The organism is Micromonospora sp. WMMA1998 (assembly GCF_027497375.1).
Lineage (GTDB): Bacteria > Actinomycetota > Actinomycetes > Mycobacteriales > Micromonosporaceae > Micromonospora > Micromonospora sediminicola.
The window spans coordinates 1,427,651-1,448,705 of record NZ_CP114911.1 but is presented as its reverse complement, the minus strand read 5'-3'; the positions used below and the strand labels follow the sequence as shown (position 1 = coordinate 1,448,705).

General features: G+C 73.1%; 20 protein-coding genes. 14 read left to right on the top strand and 6 right to left on the bottom strand.

Annotated elements, in window-relative coordinates:
- The first annotated feature begins 84 nt into the window (after positions 1-84).
- The 4 genes from O7600_RS06250 to O7600_RS06235 all read left to right on the top strand — a co-directional run bounded on the left by O7600_RS06250 (position 85) and on the right by O7600_RS06235 (position 2,949).
- Positions 85-1,137 carry a S1 family peptidase gene (locus tag O7600_RS06250; RefSeq protein ID WP_281592728.1) on the top strand — a complete coding sequence of 351 codons (1,053 nt, stop codon included), beginning with the start codon at positions 85-87 and terminating at the stop codon, positions 1,135-1,137.
- 187 nt (positions 1,138-1,324) lie between these two features.
- Positions 1,325-1,981: a class I SAM-dependent methyltransferase gene (locus O7600_RS06245; protein WP_281592727.1), complete on the top strand. Its 657-nt coding sequence runs from the start codon at positions 1,325-1,327 to the stop codon at positions 1,979-1,981.
- A gap of 86 nt (positions 1,982-2,067) precedes the next feature.
- Complete coding sequence (locus tag O7600_RS06240; RefSeq protein WP_281592726.1) at positions 2,068-2,682, top strand: superoxide dismutase; 615 nt, start codon at positions 2,068-2,070, stop codon at positions 2,680-2,682.
- Entirely contained in the window at positions 2,683-2,949 is a 267-nt protein-coding gene (locus O7600_RS06235; RefSeq protein WP_281592725.1) for a superoxide dismutase, read from the top strand.
- A 37-nt stretch (positions 2,950-2,986) separates the two neighbouring features.
- Here O7600_RS06235 and O7600_RS06230 read toward each other — a convergent pair whose 3' ends face one another.
- Positions 2,987-4,186, bottom strand: a complete 1,200-nt coding sequence (locus tag O7600_RS06230; RefSeq protein WP_281592724.1) for a sugar efflux transporter — start codon at positions 4,184-4,186, stop codon at positions 2,987-2,989.
- Between the two features lie 99 nt (positions 4,187-4,285).
- Here O7600_RS06230 and O7600_RS06225 point away from each other — a divergent pair, with 99 nt between their 5' ends.
- Positions 4,286-5,587 carry a DUF1800 domain-containing protein gene (locus O7600_RS06225; RefSeq protein WP_281592723.1) on the top strand — a complete coding sequence of 434 codons (1,302 nt, stop codon included), beginning with the start codon at positions 4,286-4,288 and terminating at the stop codon, positions 5,585-5,587.
- A gap of 12 nt (positions 5,588-5,599) precedes the next feature.
- Positions 5,600-6,841: a DUF1501 domain-containing protein gene (locus tag O7600_RS06220; RefSeq protein WP_281592722.1), complete on the top strand. Its 1,242-nt coding sequence runs from the start codon at positions 5,600-5,602 to the stop codon at positions 6,839-6,841.
- A gap of 12 nt (positions 6,842-6,853) precedes the next feature.
- On the opposite strand, the gene O7600_RS06215 is transcribed toward O7600_RS06220, so the two are convergent.
- Positions 6,854-8,428, bottom strand: a complete 1,575-nt coding sequence (locus O7600_RS06215; protein WP_281592720.1) for an FMN-binding glutamate synthase family protein — start codon at positions 8,426-8,428, stop codon at positions 6,854-6,856.
- 82 nt (positions 8,429-8,510) lie between these two features.
- Here O7600_RS06215 and O7600_RS06210 point away from each other — a divergent pair, with 82 nt between their 5' ends.
- From O7600_RS06210 to O7600_RS06195, 4 genes are all read left to right on the top strand, one after another.
- On the top strand, positions 8,511-8,957 hold the full coding sequence (locus O7600_RS06210; protein WP_281592719.1) for a sigma-70 family RNA polymerase sigma factor: 447 nt from the start codon (positions 8,511-8,513) through the stop codon (positions 8,955-8,957).
- Entirely contained in the window at positions 8,950-9,666 is a 717-nt protein-coding gene (locus O7600_RS06205) for a hypothetical protein (protein ID WP_281592718.1), read from the top strand. The genes O7600_RS06210 and O7600_RS06205 overlap by 8 nt, the downstream gene beginning before the upstream one ends.
- 66 nt (positions 9,667-9,732) lie before the next feature.
- Positions 9,733-10,239, top strand: coding sequence for a hypothetical protein (locus O7600_RS06200; protein ID WP_281592717.1), 507 nt, complete (start codon positions 9,733-9,735; stop codon positions 10,237-10,239).
- A 39-nt stretch (positions 10,240-10,278) separates the two neighbouring features.
- On the top strand, positions 10,279-10,839 hold the full coding sequence (locus tag O7600_RS06195; protein WP_281592716.1) for a DUF5872 domain-containing protein: 561 nt from the start codon (positions 10,279-10,281) through the stop codon (positions 10,837-10,839).
- 48 nt (positions 10,840-10,887) lie between these two features.
- On the opposite strand, the gene O7600_RS06190 is transcribed toward O7600_RS06195, so the two are convergent.
- The 3 genes from O7600_RS06190 to O7600_RS06180 all read right to left on the bottom strand — a co-directional run bounded on the left by O7600_RS06190 (position 10,888) and on the right by O7600_RS06180 (position 15,523).
- The gene (locus O7600_RS06190) at positions 10,888-12,333 is read right to left on the bottom strand and encodes an endo-1,4-beta-xylanase (RefSeq protein ID WP_281594079.1); all 1,446 of its coding nucleotides are present in this window, start codon (positions 12,331-12,333) and stop codon (positions 10,888-10,890) included.
- Between the two features lie 263 nt (positions 12,334-12,596).
- Positions 12,597-13,790, bottom strand: coding sequence for an endo-1,4-beta-xylanase (locus O7600_RS06185; RefSeq protein WP_281592715.1), 1,194 nt, complete (start codon positions 13,788-13,790; stop codon positions 12,597-12,599).
- Positions 13,791-13,897: 107 nt separating this feature from the next.
- Complete coding sequence (locus tag O7600_RS06180) at positions 13,898-15,523, bottom strand: glycoside hydrolase family 43 protein (RefSeq protein WP_281592714.1); 1,626 nt, start codon at positions 15,521-15,523, stop codon at positions 13,898-13,900.
- A gap of 189 nt (positions 15,524-15,712) precedes the next feature.
- Here O7600_RS06180 and O7600_RS06175 point away from each other — a divergent pair, with 189 nt between their 5' ends.
- Positions 15,713-16,720 (top strand): LacI family DNA-binding transcriptional regulator, encoded by a 1,008-nt coding sequence (locus tag O7600_RS06175; protein ID WP_255292556.1) that lies wholly within the window; start codon positions 15,713-15,715, stop codon positions 16,718-16,720.
- Between the two features lie 12 nt (positions 16,721-16,732).
- On the opposite strand, the gene O7600_RS06170 is transcribed toward O7600_RS06175, so the two are convergent.
- Positions 16,733-17,713 (bottom strand): LacI family DNA-binding transcriptional regulator, encoded by a 981-nt coding sequence (locus O7600_RS06170; protein ID WP_281594078.1) that lies wholly within the window; start codon positions 17,711-17,713, stop codon positions 16,733-16,735.
- Between the two features lie 158 nt (positions 17,714-17,871).
- Here O7600_RS06170 and O7600_RS06165 point away from each other — a divergent pair, with 158 nt between their 5' ends.
- From O7600_RS06165 to O7600_RS06155, 3 genes are read left to right on the top strand one after another with little or no spacing between them, the layout of a single operon-like run.
- A complete protein-coding gene (locus tag O7600_RS06165) occupies positions 17,872-19,182 on the top strand; it encodes an extracellular solute-binding protein (RefSeq protein WP_281592713.1) in 1,311 nt (436 codons plus the stop codon).
- Positions 19,179-20,177 (top strand): sugar ABC transporter permease, encoded by a 999-nt coding sequence (locus O7600_RS06160; RefSeq protein WP_281592712.1) that lies wholly within the window; start codon positions 19,179-19,181, stop codon positions 20,175-20,177. The genes O7600_RS06165 and O7600_RS06160 overlap by 4 nt, the downstream gene beginning before the upstream one ends.
- Complete coding sequence (locus O7600_RS06155; protein WP_281592711.1) at positions 20,174-21,040, top strand: carbohydrate ABC transporter permease; 867 nt, start codon at positions 20,174-20,176, stop codon at positions 21,038-21,040. The genes O7600_RS06160 and O7600_RS06155 overlap by 4 nt, the downstream gene beginning before the upstream one ends.
- The last annotated feature ends 15 nt before the right edge of the window (positions 21,041-21,055 follow it).

The window sequence follows — 21,055 nt, the reverse complement described above, 5'->3', positions numbered from 1 at the left end:
CCGATCGGCCGAGCCTCACCGGCCGAACGGCTGCCCGGGGCTGCCCGAAAGGGTTGCCCGTGCTCAGCTCCAGGAGGTTTCCACATGCGACTCTCCGGGTCTCCGCGGCGTCACGCCACCGCCCTCACGGTGGCCGGCGCGCTGGTCGTCGGCTCACTGGCCGGCGCGCCGGCGCACGCCGCACCCGGGACGTCCGCGTCCCCCGAACAGGCCACCGCGCTCGCCGCCGCACTCGGCGACCGCTCCGCCGGCACGTACGCCGAAGCCGGCGGCGCGATGGTGGTCACGGTGACCGACGACGCCGCGGCCCGCAAGGTCCGCGCGGCCGGCGCCACCCCCAAGCTCGTCAGCCGAGGCGCGGACGACCTGGCCCGCGCCACCACCGCCCTCGAGAAGTCCGCCCGCATCCCCGGCACCGCCTGGTGGACCGACCCGGCCACCAACCAGGTCGTCGTCTCCGTCGACAGCACCGTCACCGGCGCGAAGCTGGACCGGGTGAACGCGGTGGCCCGCGCGCTCGACGGCACCGTCCGGATCGAGCGCGAGGCCGGCACGCTGAGCACCCGCGTCGCCGGCGGCGAGGCCATCTACGCCGAGGGCGGCGGACGCTGCTCGCTCGGCTTCAACGTGCGCAGCGGCTCGACGTACTACTTCCTGACCGCCGGGCACTGCACCGCCATCGCCGCCACCTGGTACGCCGACTCGGGGCAGAGCGGCCAACTCGGCACCGGCGGCACCGGGAGCTTCCCGGGCAACGACTACGGAATCGTGCAGCACACGAACGCCGGCGCGGCCGAGGGCAGCGTCTCCCTCTACAACGGCGGCAAGCAGGCCATCACCGGCGCGGCGGACGCCTTCGTCGGGCAGTCGGTGCAGCGCTCGGGCAGCACCACCGGCCTGCACGGCGGCACGGTGCAGGCGCTCGACGCCACGGTGAACTACGCCGAGGGCAGCGTCTCCGGCCTGATCCGCACCACGGTCTGCGCCGAGCCGGGCGACAGCGGCGGCTCGCTGTTCGGCGGCAGCAGCGCGGTCGGCCTGACCTCCGGCGGCAACGGTGACTGCTCCTCGGGCGGGACGACCTACTTCCAGCCGGTCACCGAGGCGCTGAGCGTCTACGGCGTGGACCTCGTCTGAGCCGAACCGCATGCGGGACGGGCCACCGGGTAACCGGTGGCCCGTCTTCGCGTGCGGGGTGATCATCCTGATGTGGTGGCCGGGTCAGGGCGTTTGCCGAAACGGCAAGGATCCTTGCTGCCCTGGCCGCGGTCGGGGCACGATGGCGGCGCCGGGACGAGAGCGCCCGGCGGCGAAGGAGGCAGGCATGACCGCGCACCAGCACGGGCACCACGAGAACCCGCCGGCGGACACCGATCCCGCCCGGTTCTGGGACGAGCGCTACGGACAGTCGGACCGGATCTGGAGCGGCCGAGTGAACCCGGTCCTCGCCGAGGTGGCCGCCGAGCTGTCGCCCGGCACCGTGCTCGACCTGGGCTCCGGCGAGGGTGGCGACGCGATCTGGCTGGCCGCGCGGGGCTGGCGGGTCACCGCCGTGGACGTCTCGTCCGTCGCGCTGGACCGCCTCGCGGCGGAGGCCGAGCGGGCCGGCGTGGCGGAACGGATCACCACCCTCCGGCACGACGTGACCCAGGGCTTCCCGCCCGGCCGGTTCGACCTGGTGTCGGCGCAGTTCTTCCAGTCACCGCTGGTCCTGCCCCGGGAGAAGGTGCTGCCCCCGGCCGCCGCGGCGGTCGCGCCCGGTGGCCGGCTGCTCGTCGTCGAGCACGGCGCGCCGCCACCGTGGTCCGGGCTCGACCCGGACGACCCGCGCTTCGCCACCCCGGAGGAGATCCTGGCCGCCGTAGACCTCGACGCCGACGGCTGGGAGATCGAGCGGCTGGGGGCGGCGCACCGCACCGCCACCCACGACGGTCACACGGGCGAACTGGTCGACCACGTCGTCCTGGCCCGCCGCCGCTGACCACCCGCCCCCACCCGCCCCGCCGGACCGCCCTTGTTGCAAGATAGTGGCAACAACCAAAGACCGGCAGAAACGCGGAGGACCAGATGGCGGTCTATACCCTGCCCGACATGCCCTACGACTACGGGGCGCTGGAGCCGGCCATGTCCGGCGAGATCCTGGAGCTGCACCACAGCAAGCACCACGCGGCGTACGTCAAGGGCGCCAACGACGGCCTGGAGCGGCTCGCCGAGGCCCGCGAGAAGGGCGACTTCGCCACGCTGGTCGGCCTGGAGAAGACGTTCGCGTTCAACCTGTCCGGGCACGTGCTGCACTCGATCTTCTGGGGCAACCTGTCCCCGGACGGCGGCGACCGTCCGGACGGTGAGCTGGCGGCCGCGATCGACGAGCACCTCGGCTCGTTCGACGCGTTCGTCGGCCAGCTCTCGGCGGCGACCAAGGGCGTGCAGGGCTCCGGCTGGGGCGTCCTCGCGTGGGAGCCGCTCGGGGGGCGGCTGATCGTCGAGCAGGTCTACGACCACCACGGCAACGTCGGGCAGGGCGCCACGCCGCTGCTGGTGTTCGACGCGTGGGAGCACGCCTACTACCTGCAGTACCGCAACGTGCGCCCGGACTACGTCGACCGGCTGTGGAACCTGGTCGACTGGTCGGACGTGACCGCGCGCTTCGACGCCGCCCGTGCCGCGACGCCGACGAACTGAATGAGCGCGCCGACCCCCGCCGCGGCGGAGCTGCTCCAGCGAGCCGCCGGGGTGATCGCGGCCCGGCACCGCGGTGACCTCGCCGGCGCCGAGGAGCTGCTCGCCGCGTTCCCCGGCGAGCAGGCCCGCACCCTCGGGTTCTACCTGCTCGCCGACCTGGCCCTCGGGCTGGTCCGGGCGGGCAGTGGCCAGAGCATGGACGACCTGGTGCGGGAGCTTTCCCTGCTCGTCGCCGCGAACGCCGGCGACCCGCCCCCGACGGGCTGACGACGGTTCCCCGTCGGGCCGTCCCGGCGGGGAACCGTCACGCCCGTGCCGGCGGACGGGGTCGGGTCAGCAGCAGGACCAGCAGGCCGCCGGCGCACAACGCCGCGCTCATCCCGTACGCCCAGCGGTAGCCGACCTGCGCCGCGATCCCGAGCAGCGGACCGGCGAGCATGGCGCCGATCGGGAACGAGTTGGTGAACAGCGTGGTCGCCCGACCGGGTTGGCCCGGCAGCAGGTCCTGCACGTAGGTGATGGCGACGCCCGACACCGCGGCGATGAACATCGCGTTGACCGGCTGCGCCAGCAGCAGCACCGCGACGGTCGGTGCCGCGGCGGCGACCGCGTAGTAGGCGACGCCGCAACCGGCGCCGAGCAGGATCAGCGTCCGCAGCCGGACCCGCGCGGTCAACACGCCCAACCCGAGCATCAGCGGGATCTCCAACGCCGCGCACAGGCCCAGCACGAGCCCGGCGTCGGCCGGCTCGCCGCCCAGGTCCCGGCCGATGAACAGCGGCATCGCCTGCACGCCGAGCGTCATCGGGCACTGCACCAGGACGAAGGCGACCACGGTGAACGCCAGCCGCCACCGCGACGCGCCGGGCGCCTCGACGCCGGGAACGTCGGCCGCCGGTCGGGCCGGGACGGGCAGCTCCGCCAACCGGAACGCGGCCAGCAGCGCCGCCGCCGCGTACAGCCCGGCCGCGACGCCGTAGACCAGCCGGAAACCGCCGACGGAGAGCAGGACCGCGGCCAACGCCGGGCCGGCCACCCAGGCCAGCGAGAACACGGTACGCAGCACGCTGATGCCCAGGGCGGCCCGACCCGGACTGTCCCGGTCGAGGAGCTGGCGGGCGTAGGCGAACGACTGCGGGAACAGCGAGTTGGCCAACGCGACGGCGGTCGCGGTCAGCCCCAGCAGGACCCAGTAGTCCCGCACGACCGCGGTCAGGCCGGCGCCCACCATCCCGGCCAGCGCCGCGCCGACGAGCAGCCGGCGACGGATCGGCCGTCGGTCCGACAGGCGGCCGACCAGTGTGGAGATTGTGACGCCGGACAGCGGCGCGACGACCAGGAACACGGTCACCCGCAGCGGATCCGCGCCGACCTCGCTGTCGAGGAACAGCGACAGGAACGGGAGCACCACGGCGACGGACAGGCCGACGCTGAGGAACATCAGCGCCAGGGGGAGCAGCCGGAGGCGGCCGGCGCGCGCCGCCGGCCTGGTGTCCACAGCCATGCGGCGGACTGTACGCCGCACCGGTGACAGCCCTCTCCGCACGCGACCCGCACGGCGTCCTTACCGTCCTCGAACATGCCCCGGCTAGCGTCGGCGCACATGACGGAACGGGAAGCGGTGGCACACCTGCTGCGGCGGGCGACGTTCGGGCCGACCGCCGACGAGGTGGACGCCGCCGAACGGGCCGGTCTCGCCGCCACCCTCGACCGGCTGCTCGACCCCGTCGGGGCGGACCGGGGCGCGGCGGCCACCCCGACACCCGATCTCGGCCCGGACCCGGCGGCGGCGCTCGACAAGGGGGCCACGCGCGAGCAGCGTCAGGAGGCCAACCGCCGGCGTCGCGAACAGGCGACCGCGCTGACCGACTGGTGGCTGGCGCGGATGGTCGCCGCCGAGCACCAGTGCGACGAGAAGCTGCTGTTCTTCTGGCACGGACACTGGGCGACGAGCGTGCAGAAGGTTCGCTCGGCGCCGCTGATGCTGCGCCAGATGGAGACGCTGCGCCGGCTCGGTCGCGGACCGCTGCCCCCGCTGGTGGACGCCATGGTGCGCGACCCGGCGCTGATCCTCTGGCTCGACGGCCAGCAGAACACCCGACAGGCGCCGAACGAGAACCTGGCCCGGGAACTGATGGAGCTGTTCACGCTCGGCATCGCCGGGGGCTACGACGAGACCGACGTCAAGGAGGGCGCGCGGGCCCTCACCGGCTGGACGGTCGACCGGCGGACCGGGGCCGCCCGTTTCGTGCCCCGTCGGCACGACCCGGGGCGCAAGACGATCCTCGGCCGCAGCGCCGCCTTCGACGCCGGCTCCTACGCCGCACTACTCGCCGGCCGCCAGGAGACCTCCCGGTTCGTCGCCGGCCGGCTCTGGTTCCGCTACGCCGGCGCGCAGGTGCCCGCGCCGGCGGACCTCGCCGGCCCGGACACCGTCGGCACCCTACGCCGGATCTTCACCGCCCCGGCGTTCGCGCAGACCCGGGACACGCTGGTCAAGCAGCCCGTCGAGTGGTTGGTCGGCGCGGCCCGGCAACTCGGTGTCCGGCCCTCGGCGCTGCCCGAGGCGGGGCGACGCCGGCTCCTGGCCGGACTGAACGCCCTGGACCAGGTGCCGCTGCGTCCACCGAGCGTCGGCGGCTGGCCGGCCGGCACGGCGTGGCTGACCACGTCGTCCCTGCAGGCCCGGCTGCGGGTGGCCGACCACCTGGCCGCCGTCGCCGATCCGGCGGTGCTGGACCGGCTCACCGCCGCGCCGCCGGCCGGTCGACCAGAGGCCCTGGCCCGACTGCTGGTGGTCGACCGGTGGAGCGACCGCACCCGGGCGGCCCTGACCCCGCTGGCCGGGCAACCGCGCCGGCTGCTGGTGGCCGCGCTGGTCAGTCCCGAGTACGCGGTCAGTTGAGAGGAGCGATCCGTGGATGTCCTGACCCGACGGCGGTTCCTGGTGGCCAGCGGCGTGGTCGGTGCGACCGCCCTGGCCGGCGGCGCCGCCGCGTACCGCCTCAGTGACCTGCTCGCCACCGCCGGCGACCGGGACCCGCAGGCCCGCACGCTGGTCCTGGTCACGCTGTACGGCGGCAACGACGGCCTGAACACGGTCGTCCCGTACGCCGACCCCGCCTACCGGGACGCGCGACCCGACCTGGCGTACGCGGCCGAGGACGTGCTCCGGCTCGACGACGGCTTCGGACTCAACCCGGCGCTCCCCGGCCTGCACCGCGCGTACGGCACGGGCCGGCTCGCGGTGGTGCGGGGCGTCGGCTACCCGAAACCGGACCGCAGCCACTTCCGGTCCATGGACATCTGGCAGACCGCCCAGCCGGACCGGCCCGGCACCACCGGCTGGCTCGGCCGTTGGCTGGACCGGGCCGGCGGCGACCCCCGGCTCGCCGTCTCGTTCGAGCCCGCGCTGCCGCCCCTGCTGGCCGGCGAACGCGGGGCCGGGGCGTCGGTGCCGGTGACGGTCCGGGAGGGGGCCCCGCCACTCGGCGCGGAGACGTCCGCGGCGCTCGCCGCCGCCGCGCCGGACGACTCGCCCGCCCGGGCCCGCGCCGCGGCCTGCTTCGCCGACCTGCGGGCGGTGGACGAGATGGTCGGTCGGGTGCGCGCCACGCCAGCGGGGGAGGAGGCCGGGGACGACGGGGAGACCGCTCCGGCCACCGCCACCGGTGGCGCCCGGGTCACCCTGGACGCGCAGCTCGACCTGGTCGCCCGGTGCGTCGAGGCCGGCGTGGCCACGCGCGTGTTCTCCGTCTCGCTCGGCGGCTTCGACACCCACGCCGACGAGAAGCAACTCCAGCAGGTGCTGCTCGGACAGCTCGACGGTGCGCTGAGCCGCTTCGCCGACCGGATGGCGCGCACCGAGGCCGGGCGGAAGGTGGTGGTGGCGGTCTACTCGGAGTTCGGCCGCCGGGTACGGGCCAACGCCTCCGACGGCACCGACCACGGCACCGCCTCGAACGTGCTGCTGCTCGGCGCGCCGGTAGACGGCGGCCTGCACGGCGAGCCGCCCAGCCTGACCGACCTCGACGACGGCGACCTGAAGCACACCACCGACTTCCGGGACGTCTACGCCACCCTGCTGGAGCGGGTGCTGGACACCGATCCGGGCGCGATCCTGGGCGACTGGCGGGGGCGGCTCACCGGCGTGCTCTGACCTCGCGCCCGATCACCCGACGGCGGTGGGGGAGGGGGGCGCGCTGCCGCCGCGCGGCCCCTCGGCGGTCATCAGCCGGACGATCTCCGCCCGGTCGGCCGCCGACGGCAGCCCCCACTCCGGCCGGTAGCCGTACACCTGGTCCAGCGGGGTGGAGGCGGTGCGGCCGTCGAGGATCTCGACGGCGTCGGTGCCGATCAGACCGGGATGTTCGACGCCGCACGCCTCCGCGACCTTGACCAGGTCGCGACGCAGCGTGCGGATGTAGTTGGCGGCCCGCACCGACTTGCGGGCCGGGTCCAGCCCTCGCGCCAGCCAGGTGTTCTGGGTGGCGACGCCGGTGGGGCAGGTGTCGGTGTGGCACTTCTGCGCCTGGATGCAGCCGATCGCCAGCATGGCCTCCCGGCCGACGTTGACCATGTCGGCGCCGAGCGCGAACGCCACCACCGCGTTGTCCGGCAGGCCGAGCTTGCCGGCGCCGACGAACACCACCTGCTCGTGCAGGTCGCGCTCGGCGAAGGTCCGGTAGACCCGGGAGAAGCCCTGCTGGAACGGCAACGAGACCGAGTCGCTGAAGATCAGCGGGGCGGCGCCGGTGCCGCCCTCGCCGCCGTCGACGGTCACGAAGTCGACGCCCCGGCCGGTGTCCCGCATCAGCGTGGCCAGCTCCTCCCAGAAGCCCAGGTCACCGACGGCGGACTTGATGCCCACCGGCAGCCCGGTCTCGGCGGCGAGCAGCTCCACCCAGTCCAGCAGGCTGTCGCAGTCGGAGAACTCGGCGTGCCGGGACGGGCTGACGCAGTCCTGGCCCTGGGGGATGCCCCGGGTGGCGGCGATCTCGGCGGAGACCTTCGCCGCCGGCAGCAGGCCGCCGAGGCTGGGCTTCGCGCCCTGGCTGAGCTTGATCTCCAGCGCCCGCACCGGCGCGCCGGCGACCAGCTCCTTGAGCCGGTCCAGGCTGAACCGGCCGCGTTCGTCCCGGCAGCCGAAGTAGGCGGTGCCCAGCTGGAAGACCAGCTCACCGCCCTTGCGGTGGTGGGGCGACAGGCCGCCCTCGCCGGTGTTCTGCAGGCAGCCGGCCAGCGCGGCGCCCCGGTTGAGCGCCTCCACCGCGTTGCCGGAGAGCGAGCCGAAACTCATCCCGGAGATGTTGACCACCGACTCCGGACGGAAGGCGCCCGGCCGGCCGCGCGCCGCGCCCAGCACCTTGGCACAGGGCAACGTCACGTCGTGCCCGGCGCCCGGGGCCGACGGTGGCACCGCCCGACCGAACGTCCGGTGTTTGATGATCGGGTAGCCGGCCGTGTGCTCGATGTCGTTGTCGGTGCCGAACCCGAAGTAGTTGTTCTCCTGTTTCGCCGAGGCGTACACCCAGCGCCGCTGGTCGCGGGTGAAGGGCCGCTCCTCGTCGTTGCCGGCCACGACGTACTGGCGCAGCTCCGGCCCGATCGACTCGATCAGGTAGCGGGCGTGCCCGAGGACGGGGAAGTTGCGCCGCAGCGCGTGGTCACGTTGCAGCAGGTCGCGCGCGGCGATCGCGGCCACGGCGGCGACGGCGGCGGGTACGGCTCTCCTGGCCCAGCTCATCCCGCCACTCTTTCCGCCACGGCCCCCGGTCAAACTCCGTGGAACCCGGCCGGCGCGCGCGGTGTCATGAAGGTGGACCGAGGTGGAGGTCGCGGACGCCGAGGACGTGGTCCAGGAGGCGTTCGTGAAGGCGTACCGGAAGCTGTCCCGGTACCGGGGCGAGGCGTCGTTCCGGTCCTGGCTGCTGGCCATCGTGGCCAACGAGAGCCGGAACCTGCACCGGTCGCGTACCCGGCGGGACGGGCTGACGTTCCGGGCGGCGACGGCCGGCCCGACGACGGAGGCCACCACCGACGACGGCCTCGGCGCGGTGCTCGCCGCCGAGCGACGGGCCGCGCTGGTGGACGCGCTGCGCCGGCTGCCGGCACGGGACCGCGAGGTGATCGTCTGCCGCTACCTGCTCGACCTCGGCGAGGAGGAGACCGTGACCGTGCTGGGGCTCCCCCGGGGCACGGTGAAGTCGCGGACCCACCGGGCGCTGGCGAAGCTGCGCGGCCTGCTCGACCGCGAGGTGGTGCACCGTGGATGACCTGGAGCGGGAGCTGCGCGACCTGGCCGCATGGCTGGAGCCGGCCGGGTCGCCGGACGTGACCGCCCGGGTCCGCGCCCGCCTCGCCGAGCCGGCGCCGCGACGCCGGTGGCGGTACGGGCTGGCGGCCGCGCTCGCCGTCCTGCTCGTGGTGGCGCTGCCGCCGGGCCGGGCCGCCCTGGCCGACGCGGTGGCCGGGCTGCTGCGTTTCGCCGGCGTGGTCGTCGACACGTCGTCCACGCCACCGCCCCCCGGCTGCGCCCCGTCGCCGCTGCCGGGGCAGCGCCCGGTCACGCTGGTCGAGGCGCAGCGGCAGGTCCGCTTCCCGATCCGGGTGCCGGCCCGGCTCGGCGCACCGGAGCGGGTGCTGGTGGCCGACCCGGACGATGCCGGCGGCCACCGGGTCGCGAGCCTGCTCTACCGGGGCGGCGCGCTGCGGCTGGACGCCTTCGACGGCGCGCTCGACCCCGTGTTCCACAAGCAGGCGGCCGGGGCGGACGTCACGTTCACCCAGGTGCGCGGCGACTTCGCGATCTGGGTCGGCGGCCCGCACGCGCTCGCGTACGTGGACCGGGGCGGGACGGTGCGGGTGGCCACCGCGCGCCTGTCCGCCGCGACGCTGATCTGGCAGCACGCCGGGGTGAGTTACCGGCTGGAGGGCGACCTCGGACGGGACGAGGCGATCGGGATCGCGGGCTCGCTGGGCTGAGGCGGGAACCTTCCGGGCGCGGCCGGTGTCCTGTTGGCGAGGCTCGTCGTCGATCGGGGGTGCGGGATGTCGCGTCCGGGCCGGGTCCTGGTGGTGTCGGTGGTGGTGCTGGCCGGCTGCACGACCGCGGGGCCGCCGGACCCGCCGCGGTCGGACGTCGCCTCCTCCGCGTCGACAGGCTGTCCGTCCCGGGTGGACACCGGGCCGCTGCCGGAGTGGGCGGACGCCGGCTTCAGCGGCGACACCCGGGTGCCGCACGTGCTCGGCGCCCGGGGCGACATCGTCGCGATCCTGTTCGGGCATCCGCTCACCCACGGCCGCGGCGACGGGCCGGCCAACAAGGTCCTCTGGGTGGCGCGCCCGGCGCCGGGCGCGACCGACCCGGCGACGTCCGCCACTCTGGTGATCACCGCGAGCCGGGACGGCACCGCCACCCGGGTCACGCGGGAGGTGGCCGGCGGGCCCGGACCGTCCATCGTCGACCTGCCGGCGCCCGGTTGCTGGCACCTGCGGTTGGAGTGGTCCGGCCGCGTCGACACGCTGGACCTCACCTACCGCTCCGGTGCCGGCTGAGCCGGGCATGGCCGCGCCCGGCGCGGGTAACGCCTGGGCATGGCGAAGTACACCAGGCCCGAGCTGCGGGAACGGCTCAAGGAGGAGATCAAGGCCTCCGACAAGGGTGGGCGGCCGGGGCAGTGGTCCGCCCGCAAGTCGCAGCTGCTGACGAACGAGTACAAGAAGCGCGGTGGGGGCTTCGAGGGACCGAAGGACGAGCGGCAGCGCTCGCTGCAACGCTGGGGCGGCGAGCAGTGGCAGACCCGGTCCGGGGACACCCGCGCGCGCAAGGACGGCGAAACCCGCCGTTACCTGCCGAAACAGGCCTGGGAGGAGCTGTCGGAGAAGGAGCGCCAAGCGACCGACACCCGCAAGCGGCGGGCGTCGCGCTCCGGCCGGCAGTACGTGTCGAACACCGGCCCGGCGAAGCGGGCCCGCCGGGACGCGACGGCGGCGGAGCAGGTGAACGAGCTGCCGGTGGCCGAGGCGGTCAAACTCGTGCGGGGCCTCGACACGCGTCAGCTGAACGCGGCGTTGCGCCGGGAACGCGGCGGCAAGGCCCGCAAGACGCTGATCGGACGCCTGGAGTCGGAACTCGGCCGGCGCCGCGCGGCCTGAGCCCGACGGCGTGGCCCGGCGCGGCCTCCCCGCGCCGGGCCACAGCGGTCAGCCCGCCGCGCAGGTGGGCGTGCCGGAGGGGGCCGTGCCGGTCCCCTGGAAGCCGAACTCGGTGCTGCCGCCGGCACCGACCTGGCCGTTGTAGGCGACGTTGCGGAACGTCACCGCGCCACTGGCGCCGCTGGCCTGGGCGCTCCACGTGTTGGTGACCGCCGAGCCGGACGGCACGGTGAGCGTCACCGTCCAGCCGTTGAGCGCGCCGGCGCCGGCGGTGACGCGCACGGTGGTGACGAACCCGCCGGGCCACTGGTTGGTGGTGAGCGACGCGGTGCACCCGCCGCCGGTGGGCGGGGGAGTCGTGGGCGGCGCGGTGGTGGGCGGCGTGGTCGTCGGCGGAGTCGTGGTCGGGGGCGTGGTGGTCGGCGGCGTGGTGGTCGGCGGCGGCGTGCCGCCGGCGTTGAGCGCGTCGAGCGCGGCGGTGTAGGCCGCCTTCTTGTTGCCGTTGCCGTCGAAGAGCAGCGGGGTGCCGCCGGCCCGCCAGGAGTCGCTGTCCCGGATTCCCCAGACGGTGATGCCGGTGCACCGCGACACGGCCAGGCAGTCCTTGACCACGTTGGCGTACGTGGTGGCCTGGGCGCTGCCCGAACCCTCGATGTCGAGTTCGGTGATCTGCACGTCGACGCCGAGGGCGGCGAAGTTCTGCAACGTGGTGCGGTAGTTGCTCGGGTACGGCGAGCCGCTGTTGAAGTGCGACTGCAGGCCGACGCAGTCGATCGGCACGCCCCGGGCCTTGAAGTCCTTGACCAGGTTGTAGACGCCCTGGGTCTTGGCCCAGGTCCAGTTGTCGGTGTTGTAGTCGTTGTAGCAGAGCTTGGCGCCCGGGTCGGCGGCGCGCGCGGTGCGGAACGCCACCTCGATCCAGTCGTTGCCGGTGCGCTGGAGGTTGGAGTCGCGCCGGCCGCCGCTGCCGTCGTCGAACGCCTCGTTGACCACGTCCCAGGCGTAGATCTTGCCCTTGTAGTGGGTGGCGACCTGGGTGATGTGGTTGACCATCGCCTGGCGCAGCGCGCTGCCGGACAGGTTCTGCGCCCAGCCGGGCTGTTGCGAGTGCCAGGCCAGCGCGTGGCCGCGTACCCGCATGCCGTTGGCCTGGGCGTGGGCGACGATCCGGTCGGCGTTGGTGTAGCTGAACTGGCCCTGGGACGGCTCGGTGGCGTCCCACTTCATCTCGTTCTCGGGGGTGACCATAGTGAACTCGCGGTTCAGGATGCCGACGTACGTGGCGTCCGACAGCTTGTTCGCGGCCACCGCGGTGCCGAAGTAGCGGCCCTGTTCCGCCGCCGCCGCGCCCAGGGTGGTCCCGGCGCTGGCGCTGGTCGCCATCGCGACCGTGGCCGCGACCAGCGCCGCGCCGACGGCGGCCGACAGCAGGGCGGCACGCGGCCGGTATCGGGCGGTCGGGCTCCCGCTGCCGCGGGCGAGCACCTTGTCCATCACGAAGCCTTTCTCACGGGTGGTGGATGAGGAGCCCGCTCCGACGACTTGCCCGCCACGGCGCCGGCGCGGCGCGGCTGCCCGGGGCCGCGCGTGCCGGGGTGCGTTCCCCGCCACCGTGAGTCGGTCGGAGGCCGCTCCCGCGGGAGGGCTCCATTCGCGACCGTCATTCTCCGCATCGGGCCGCAACAACGTCAACGATTTCCGGAAGGTCGCGGCGGGGCCGGTCGGGGGACCGGCCCCGCCGCGACGGTCGAGACGGGCTACCGGCGCGGCTGCTGCGGGACGCGGGGCAGCACGAACGGCGGGCCGGAGAAGATGAGGTCGGCCTTCATCTCCTGGTACGCGCGCTTGGGCCGGTAGTTCTCGTCGTACGCGGTGGCCAGTCCCTCCGGCGGGTTCTCGAACCAGTCCGGCACCCAGGAGTGCCGGTCGGTGAAGCCCCAGAGCGTGAACGACAGGCAGTGCCGCTCGGCCAGGCAGGCCCGCAGCAACGTGCTGAAGTTCGCCGCGGACGCCTGCAACCGCGGGTTGATCTCGGCGGAGTCACCCGCCTGGACCCCGGCGGTGAGCTGGCTGCGCACGTCGACCTCGGTGAACGCGGTGGCCAGCCCCAGGCCGGCGAACCTGCGCAGCGCCGCGGCGACCTGGAGGGTGTCGTAGTTGCCGTACTGGGTGCCCAGGTGCCCCTGGCTGCCGACCCCGTCGATCGGCACCCCACGGGCGCGCAGGTCACGGGCCATCTCGTAGACGAACTGCGTCTTGTCGTCGGCCGGGTTGCCGGAGCCGAACGCCTCGATGTTGTAGTCGTTGTAGAACAGCAGCGCCTTCGGGTCGGCGGCCCGGGCCCAGCGGAACGCGTCAGCGATGTAGCCGGGACCGAGGTTCTCCGCCCAGAAGCCCTTGTAGTGCAGCGTGGACGGGGTGTCCCAGGGGTCGCTGACCGCCTCGTTCACCACGTCCCACTGCCAGATCCGGCCCTTGAAGTGGCGCACCACCGCGGTGACGTGGTCGCGCAGGATCCGGCGCAGCTCGGCCTTGTCGATCGAGCCGTCCGCGACCCCCTCGGTGAGCCAGGCCGGCAGCTGGTTGTGCCACACGAGCACGTGGCCACGGACCCGCTGGCCGTGCTGGCGGGCGAAGTCGACCAGTCGGTCGGCCGGTCCCCAGTTGTAGGTGCCCCGGGTCGGCTCCAGGCTCTCCCACTTCATCGCGTTCTCGGCGGTGACGGTGGAGAACTCGGACCCGGCCAGCTCGCGGTAGCGCGGGTCGGCGGGGTCGGCGAGCGCGTCCATGTCCACCGCGGTGCCGATGTACAGGCCGTGCCGCTGGGCCAGCGCGCGCAGGCTCTGCGCGGCCGGATCGTACGGGCGGCCGGCGGTGGCGGGTGCGACGTTGAGGGCGGCGACGGTGGCCACGGCGACCGCGCCGGCGACGATCCAGCGTCTCAGCTTCATGGTCGTTCCTTCCGGAGGGACGGTTCCGAAACTTTCGGGATACTTCCGAAAGTGACCCGGAACACTACGGACGTCGATGTCGGTCGTCAACCGTCCCTGCGGGACGCTCACTCCTGCCGGTAGGTGGCGTGGTCGAAGTCGGCGTATCCGCCGTCGCCCCCGAGGTCCTGCACCCAGAGGCCGAGGAACGCGCCGGTGAAGCCCCAGGCGGCCGGCTCGCCGTCGACGACGAGGGCGGCGTGCTCGTCGGAGAGGATCGTCGCGTCCAGGTCGACCGGCAGGTCCCGCCAGCCGTCGCCCAGGTCGTACCCGACGTGGACCACCGGCCCGTCGAACCGCGCCCGCAGCCCGACCCGCGCGCCGTCGCCGGCGTCCACGGTGAACTCCGGATACGCGGTCCGCCGGCCCCGGTCGCAGCTCAGCAGCTCGAGCACCCGGCGGCCGTCGTCGGCCCGGGTGAGGTAGAGGTGATGCCAGTTGGTGGTGTTGTAGTACGCGGCGACTCCGGCCAGCTGCCGGTGGTCGGCCGGGTCGAACTCGACGACGGTCTCCAGCACGCACCGCTCGGCGCCGACCCGCCGGGCGACCAGGCTCGGTGTCTGCCGGCCCACCGGCGACTGCCCGCCGTGCAGCCGCAGGTGCGACGGGCGCGCCGTCAGGTCCAGCCAGTCGTCGCCGGCCGGGCGGCGCAGCGTCGACCAGCGGGCGGACAGCGTGGGTCCGTCGAAGTGGTCGGTGGCCGGCTCCTCCGGCCAGGGGTGCGCGGGCAGGTCCGGCGCCGCGACGGTGTCGGCCGGCACGCGACCGGGCACGGTGGGCCACTGCCCGGCCGGCCAGTCGACCCGCTGGATCGCGGTCTCCCGCCCGAGGACGCAGTTGCCCAGCGGGGAGTAGGGGCGGGCCGCCAGGTGGGCGAGGTACCAGTCGCCCTGCTGCGTCTCGACCAGGCACCCGTGGCCCGCCTTCTGCAGCCGCAGCTCCGGCCGGCCGGCGGAGGTGAGCAGCGGTCCCCTCGGGTCGGCCAGGTAGGGGCCGAGCAGGTGGCGGGAGCGGGCGACCGTGACCTGGTGCTCCCAACTGGTCCCGCCCTCGGCCGTGACCAGCCAGTACCAGCCGTCGCGCCGGTAGAGGTGCGGACCCTCGGTCAGCCCGGCCGAGGTGCCGTGGAAGATGATCCGCGCCTCGCCGACCAGCCGTCGTCGTTCGCGGTCGTAGCGCTGGATCTCGATCCCGCCGAAGCGGTCCCGGCCCGGTCGCCAGTCCGCGCTCAGGCTCAGCAGCCAGGTGCTGCCGTCGGTGTCGTGGAACAGCGCCGCGTCGAAGCCGTGCGCGTGCAGCTTCACCGGGTCCGACCAGGGCCCGCCGATGTCCGGGGCGGTGATCAGGTAGTTCTGCGGGTCCCAGTAGCCGCTGGCGAAGCTGGCGACGTCGCTGTAGACGAGGTGGAACAACCCGTCGTGCCAGGTCAGGTCCGGCGCCCACACCCCGTTGGAGTCCCCGCAGCCCCGCAGGTCCAGCAGCCGGCGCTCGGTGACGATCCCGCCGAGCGGGCGCCAGTGCACCAGGTCGCGGGAGTGGTGGATCCCGACCCCCGGATACCACTCGAAGGTCGAGGTGGCCAGGTAGTAGTCGTCGCCGACACGCAGGATCGAGGGATCCGGGTGGAACCCGGTGAGGACCGGGTTGCGGATCGACCGGGTGACGGCGGGCAGGGGGGCGATCTCGGTCGACATCGGCGACTCCTCGGGCTCGGTCCACTGACGACGTTCCGGAACTTCCGCTCCGGACAGTGCGGAGTTGCGGCCCACCGTATCGGCTCGACGCAGCTGCCGGGGAGCCTTGACCGGGGCACAGACGGGTCGTAACCTACCGGCCAATGCCGGAAGACGTTTCGCTCCATCGCTGAAAGTTCCGGAGATCCCGTGTCCGACAAGGTCACCATCGCGACGATCGCACGCCTGGCCGGCGTCTCGGTGCCGACGGTCTCGCGGGTGGTCAACGGCCGCTCCGACGTCTCCCCGCAGACGCGGGAGCGGATCGAGCAGCTGCTCGCGCGGCACGGCTACCGTCGCCGTCCGCCGAGCATGCGGGCCAGCTCCGGCCTGATCGACCTGGTCTTCAACGACCTGGACAGCCCGTGGGCGGTCGAGATCATCCGGGGGGTCGAGGACGTCGCGCACGCGGCCGGCATCGGCACCGTGGTGTCCGCCATCCACCGGCGTACCTCGTCGGCGCGGCAGTGGCTGCACAATCTCAGGGTCCGCTCGACCGAGGGCGTCATCTTCGTGACCTCGACCCTGGAGGCGCCGCTGCAGGCGGAGCTGAGCCGGCTCAACCTCCCGGTCGTCATCGTCGACCCGGCCGGCGTGCCGCCGCAGGAGGCACCGGCGATCGGCGCGACCAACTGGGTCGGCAGTCTGCGGGCCACCGAGTACCTGCTCGGTCTCGGCCACCGGCGGATCGGGTTCATCGGCGGACCGGCGCATCTGATGTGCAGCCGGGCCCGCCTGGACGGTTACCGGGCGGCACTGGAAGCCGCCGGTCTCGGGGTGGACGACGAGCTGATCCGTCCGGGCAACTTCTACCACGAGGCCGGTTTCACCGGGGGCGAGCGGCTGCTGGCCCTGCCGGATCCGCCCACCGCGATCTTCGCGGCCAGCGACCAGATGGCCCTCGGCGCCTACGAGGCGGTACGCCGACGCGGCCTGCGGGTGCCGGACGACGTCAGCGTGGTGGGCTTCGACGACCTGCCGGAGGCGCGGTGGTGCTCCCCGCCGCTGACCACCGTGCGCCAGCCGCTCGCCGAGATGGGGATGCTCGCCGCCCGCACGGTCCTGCGGCTGGCCCGGGGTGAGCGGACCGAGAGCCGGCGGGTGGAGCTGACCACCGAGCTGGTGGTGCGCGACAGCGCCGCCCGGCCGGCCGGGTGACGGATGCCCGGCTCAGCGCAGGGGTCGGCAGGACGCCCGGACCACCAGCTCGGTGGGCAGCCGGATGTGCGTGTCGCGCTGCACGCCCGCGATCAGGTCGATCAGCAGGCGCAGCGACTCCGCGCCCATGCGTTGCAGCGGTTGCCGGATCGTCGTCAGCGGCGGGTCGACCAACGCGGACTCCGGGACGTTGTCGAAGCCGATCACCGACAGGTCGTCCGGCACGCTCAGGCCCGCGCCGCGCGCCACGTCCAGCGTCGAGATCGCCGAGAGGTCGTTGCCCGCGAAGATCGCCGTCGGCCGGTCGGGGAGCGCCAACAGTTCGGCCGCCGTGCTCGCGGCGCTCTCGATGCGGAAGCCGCCGACGCGCACGAGCCGCTCGTCCACCGCCACCCCGGCGTCGGCCATGGCCCGGCGGAATCCGGCCTCCCGCAGCCGCGCCGACTCCAGGTCGGGGCGTCCGCTGATGTGCCCGATGCGGCGGTGGCCGAGGGAGAGCAGGTAGTTCGTCGCGAGGACGGCGCCGGCGAAGTTGTCCGAGTCGACCGTCGGCAGGCCGGACGGGCCGGTGTGCGGGTCGACGGCCACCACGTGGAAGCCGTGCTTCGTCTCGACCACGGTCGGCGTCACGATCACGGCGCCGTCGATGAGCGTCCCGGACAGGCGGGCCAGGGAGCGGCGTTCCCAGCCGATGGCCGCGCCCTCGCCGTCGCCGCTGGAGTAGGCCAACAGTTGGTAGCCGCTGCCGGCGACCTCCCGGGACGCCCCCTTGAGCAGCTCGGTCGAGAACGGCTCGAACTCGGCGACCAGGATGCCCAGCACGTTGGTGCGATGGCTGCGCAGGCTCTGCGCGCCGAGGTCGGCCTCGTACCCGAGGTCGTGGATGACCTGCTGCACGCGTTCGACGGTGGCCTGGGCGACGCCGTACCTGCCATTCACAACCTTCGATACCGTTGCCACCGAGACGCCGGCGGTACGTGCCACGTCCGACATCTTGACGCGCTCCGGGAACACCACGCCGACGATGATAGAGGGCCCGCCCGTGCGCGTCGCTACGGTTTCGAAAACGTTATCGATACCGATTGACATCGAGTTACGTGGCTGTAACACTCCCCGGCAGGTAACCCGACTACGTGGTCGAGGAGACATTCATGGCGATGAAGCGCCGCGCTGCTGCCGTGCTGGCACTGCTTGTGACAACCGCCCTGGTCGCCACCGGATGCAACGGCGGTGGCGACGACGAGACGGACGCGGGAAGTGAGCTGTACAAGAACCCGGTGACGCTGACCTGGTGGCACAACGCCTCCCAGGACGGCCCCGGCAAGACGTACTGGGAGAAGGTCGCCAAGGACTTCTCCACCGCCCACCCGACCGTCAAGATCGAGATCGAGGCGATCGAGACCAACCAGCTCCAGCGCACCCGGCTGCCCGCCGCGCTGCTGAGCAACGACCCGCCGGACATCTTCCAGGCCTGGGGCGGCGGTGAGATGCGCGAGCAGGTCGAGGCCGACTACCTCAAGGACATCACCGACCAGGTGAAGACCGAGGTGGCCGACATCGGTAGCGCCTCGGAGATCTGGCAGGTGAACGGCAAGCAGTACGGCCTGCCGTACCGGATGGGCATCGAGGGCGTCTGGTACAACAAGGACATGTTCGCCAAGGCGGGCATCACGGCGCCGCCGGCCACCTTCGAGGAACTCAACACCGCCGTCACCAAGCTCAAGGCCATCAACGTGGTCCCGATCGCCCTCGGCGCCGGTGACAAGTGGCCCGCCGCGCACTGGTGGTACAACTTCGCGCTGCGTGCCTGCTCGGTCGACACGCTGAAGAAGGCCACCACCGACCGGACCTTCGACGACCCGTGCTTCGTCAAGGCCGGCCAGGACCTGAAGGCGTTCATCGACACCAAGCCGTTCCAGAACAACTTCATCGCCACGCCGGGCCAGAACGACCCGACCAGCGCCAACGGCCTGCTCGCCAACGGCAAGGCCGCGATGGAGCTGATGGGCGACTGGAACCGCGGCACCCTGGACACCGTCGCCACGGACAAGGCGGCCCTGGGCAAGTTCCTCGGCTGGTTCCCGGTGCCGGCGATCTCCGGCTCCGCCGGTGACCCGAAGGCCGCCCTGGGCGGCGGCGACGGCTTCGCCTGCGCCAAGAGCGCCCCGGCCGAGTGCGTCGAGTTCCTCAAGTACCTCGTCAGCCCCGAGGTGCAGAAGGGCTACGCCGCCACCGGCACCGGCCTGCCGGTCGCCAAGGGCGCGGCCGACGGCGTCACCGACCCGGCCCTGAAGTCGATCCTGCAGGCCACCTCCGACGCCACCTACGTGCAGCTCTGGCTCGACACCGCCTACGGCAGCACCGTCGGCAACGCGATGAACGACGCGATCGTCGCGATCTTCGCCGGCAACGGGACACCTGAGAAGGTCGTCTCGGCCATGAAGGCGGCCGCGAGCAAGTGACGTCCGCATCGCAGACCCGTGTGCCCGCCGGCGGCGTGACCGCGCCGCCGGCGGGCCTCCGGTCCGGCGCACGAGCTGCCTCGCGCCGCGCCGAGACCCGCCGCAAGTGGTACGAGATCATCGGGCTGACCACGCCGGCGGTCCTCATCTACGTGCTGTTCGTGCTGGTGCCGATGGGCTTCGCGTTCTACTACAGCCTGTTCCGCTGGCGCGGCGTCGGCCCGCCCACCGAGTACGTCGGCTTCCGCAACTACACGCTCGCGTTCCAGGACCCGATCTTCCTCGACGCGCTGCGCAACAACGCGATCATCGTGTTCGGGTCGCTGCTCATCCAGGGGCCCGTCGCACTCGGCATCGCCCTGCTGCTCAACCGCCGCTTCCGCGGACGCTCGGCGTTCCGCCTGCTGGCCTTCGTGCCGTACGTGCTCGCCGAGGTCACCGTCGGCATCATGTGGAAGCTGATCCTGGCCGACGGCGGCACGCTCGACGCGCTGCTGCGGTCGGTCGGACTGGGCGGCTTCGTGCAGGCGTGGCTGGCCGACCTCGACGTGGTCATCTGGACGCTGCTGTTCGTGCTCACCTGGAAGTACGTCGGCTTCGCCATCATCCTCCTGCTCGCCGGCCTGTCGAACGTGCCGCCGGAGCTGAACGAGGCCGCCGAGATCGACGGCGCGAGCTGGTGGCAGATCCAGCGCCACGTCACGCTGCCGCTGCTCGGCCCCACCATCAGGATCTGGATGTTCCTGTCGATGATCGGCTCGTTGCAGGTCTTCGACATGGTCTGGGTGACCTCCGTGCCCGCGGTGCGCTCGCTCGGCGCCTCGGCCACCATGGCCACCTACATGGTGGACAACGGCTTCTTCGCCCGGCTGTGGGGCTACGGCAACGCGGTGGCCGTGATCCTGTTCGTCATCTCGTTCGTCGCGGCGCTGCTGTTCCAGCGGTTCCTTCTCCGCCGTGACATCGAGGGCGCCATCACCCGGAAGGGGAAGTGACAGTGGCCGTGAACTCCGTATCCGCCCCCTCCGCCGTCCGCCGGCCGGTGCAGTGGAACACGCCGCTGACCTACGCGCTGGCGCTCGCGGTCGCGGCCGTGTCGATCGCCCCCGTCGTGTACGTCGTCGTCGGCGGTTTCCGGACCACGCCGCAGATCGTGGCCGACCCGGCCGGCCTGCCGGACCCGTGGGTCTGGGAGAACTACTCCCGGGTGCTGACCCAGAGCGACTTCTGGCGGCAGGCGTTCAACAGCGCCGTGGTCGCGCTCGGCACCACGCTCGGCGTGGTGGTGCTCGGCATGGCCGCCGCGTTCGTGCTGGCCCGGTACACGTTCCGGGGACGCGAGGCGCTCTACACCTTCTTCACCCTCGGCCTGCTGTTTCCGGCCGGCGCGGCGATCCTGCCTCTGTATCTCCTGCTGCGTGATCTGAACCTGATCAACTCCTACTACGCGGTGATCCTCCCGCAGGTGGCCTTCTCACTGCCGCTCACGATCGTCATCCTGCGGCCGTTCCTGTCCGCCATCCCACGGGAGCTGGAGGACGCGGCGGCGATCGACGGCGCCGGGCGGCTCGGCTTCCTCTGGCGGATCGTGCTGCCGCTGTCGCGGCCCGCGGTCGTCACGGTCGGCATCCTCGCGTTCGTGGCGAGCTGGAACGCGTTCCTGCTGCCGCTGCTCGTCCTCGGCGACGTCAGCCTGCACACCCTGCCGCTGGGCGTGCAGAACTTCTCCAGTCAGTACACCACCGACACGGCGGGCGTCCTCGCCTTCACGTCGTTGGCGATGCTGCCGGCCCTGCTCTTCTTCACGCTCGCCGAGAAGCAGATCGTCGGCGGCCTGCAGGGCGCGGTCAAGGGCTGAGCGGCAGCGGTACGC

Bases quoted from the DNA above. Each gene is read 5' to 3' on its own strand.
- O7600_RS06250 (WP_281592728.1), top strand. From the start codon at position 85: ATGCGACTCTCCGGGTCTCCGCGGCGTCACGCCACCGCCCTCACGGTG.
- O7600_RS06245 (WP_281592727.1), top strand. From the start codon at position 1,325: ATGACCGCGCACCAGCACGGGCACCACGAGAACCCGCCGGCGGACACC.
- O7600_RS06240 (WP_281592726.1), top strand. From the start codon at position 2,068: ATGGCGGTCTATACCCTGCCCGACATGCCCTACGACTACGGGGCGCTG.
- O7600_RS06235 (WP_281592725.1), top strand. From the start codon at position 2,683: ATGAGCGCGCCGACCCCCGCCGCGGCGGAGCTGCTCCAGCGAGCCGCC.
- O7600_RS06230 (WP_281592724.1), bottom strand. From the start codon at position 4,186: ATGGCTGTGGACACCAGGCCGGCGGCGCGCGCCGGCCGCCTCCGGCTG.
- O7600_RS06225 (WP_281592723.1), top strand. From the start codon at position 4,286: ATGACGGAACGGGAAGCGGTGGCACACCTGCTGCGGCGGGCGACGTTC.
- O7600_RS06215 (WP_281592720.1), bottom strand. From the start codon at position 8,428: ATGAGCTGGGCCAGGAGAGCCGTACCCGCCGCCGTCGCCGCCGTGGCC.
- O7600_RS06200 (WP_281592717.1), top strand. From the start codon at position 9,733: ATGTCGCGTCCGGGCCGGGTCCTGGTGGTGTCGGTGGTGGTGCTGGCC.
- O7600_RS06195 (WP_281592716.1), top strand. From the start codon at position 10,279: ATGGCGAAGTACACCAGGCCCGAGCTGCGGGAACGGCTCAAGGAGGAG.
- O7600_RS06190 (WP_281594079.1), bottom strand. From the start codon at position 12,333: ATGGACAAGGTGCTCGCCCGCGGCAGCGGGAGCCCGACCGCCCGATAC.
- O7600_RS06185 (WP_281592715.1), bottom strand. From the start codon at position 13,790: ATGAAGCTGAGACGCTGGATCGTCGCCGGCGCGGTCGCCGTGGCCACC.
- O7600_RS06180 (WP_281592714.1), bottom strand. From the start codon at position 15,523: ATGTCGACCGAGATCGCCCCCCTGCCCGCCGTCACCCGGTCGATCCGC.
- O7600_RS06170 (WP_281594078.1), bottom strand. From the start codon at position 17,713: ATGTCGGACGTGGCACGTACCGCCGGCGTCTCGGTGGCAACGGTATCG.
- O7600_RS06165 (WP_281592713.1), top strand. From the start codon at position 17,872: ATGGCGATGAAGCGCCGCGCTGCTGCCGTGCTGGCACTGCTTGTGACA.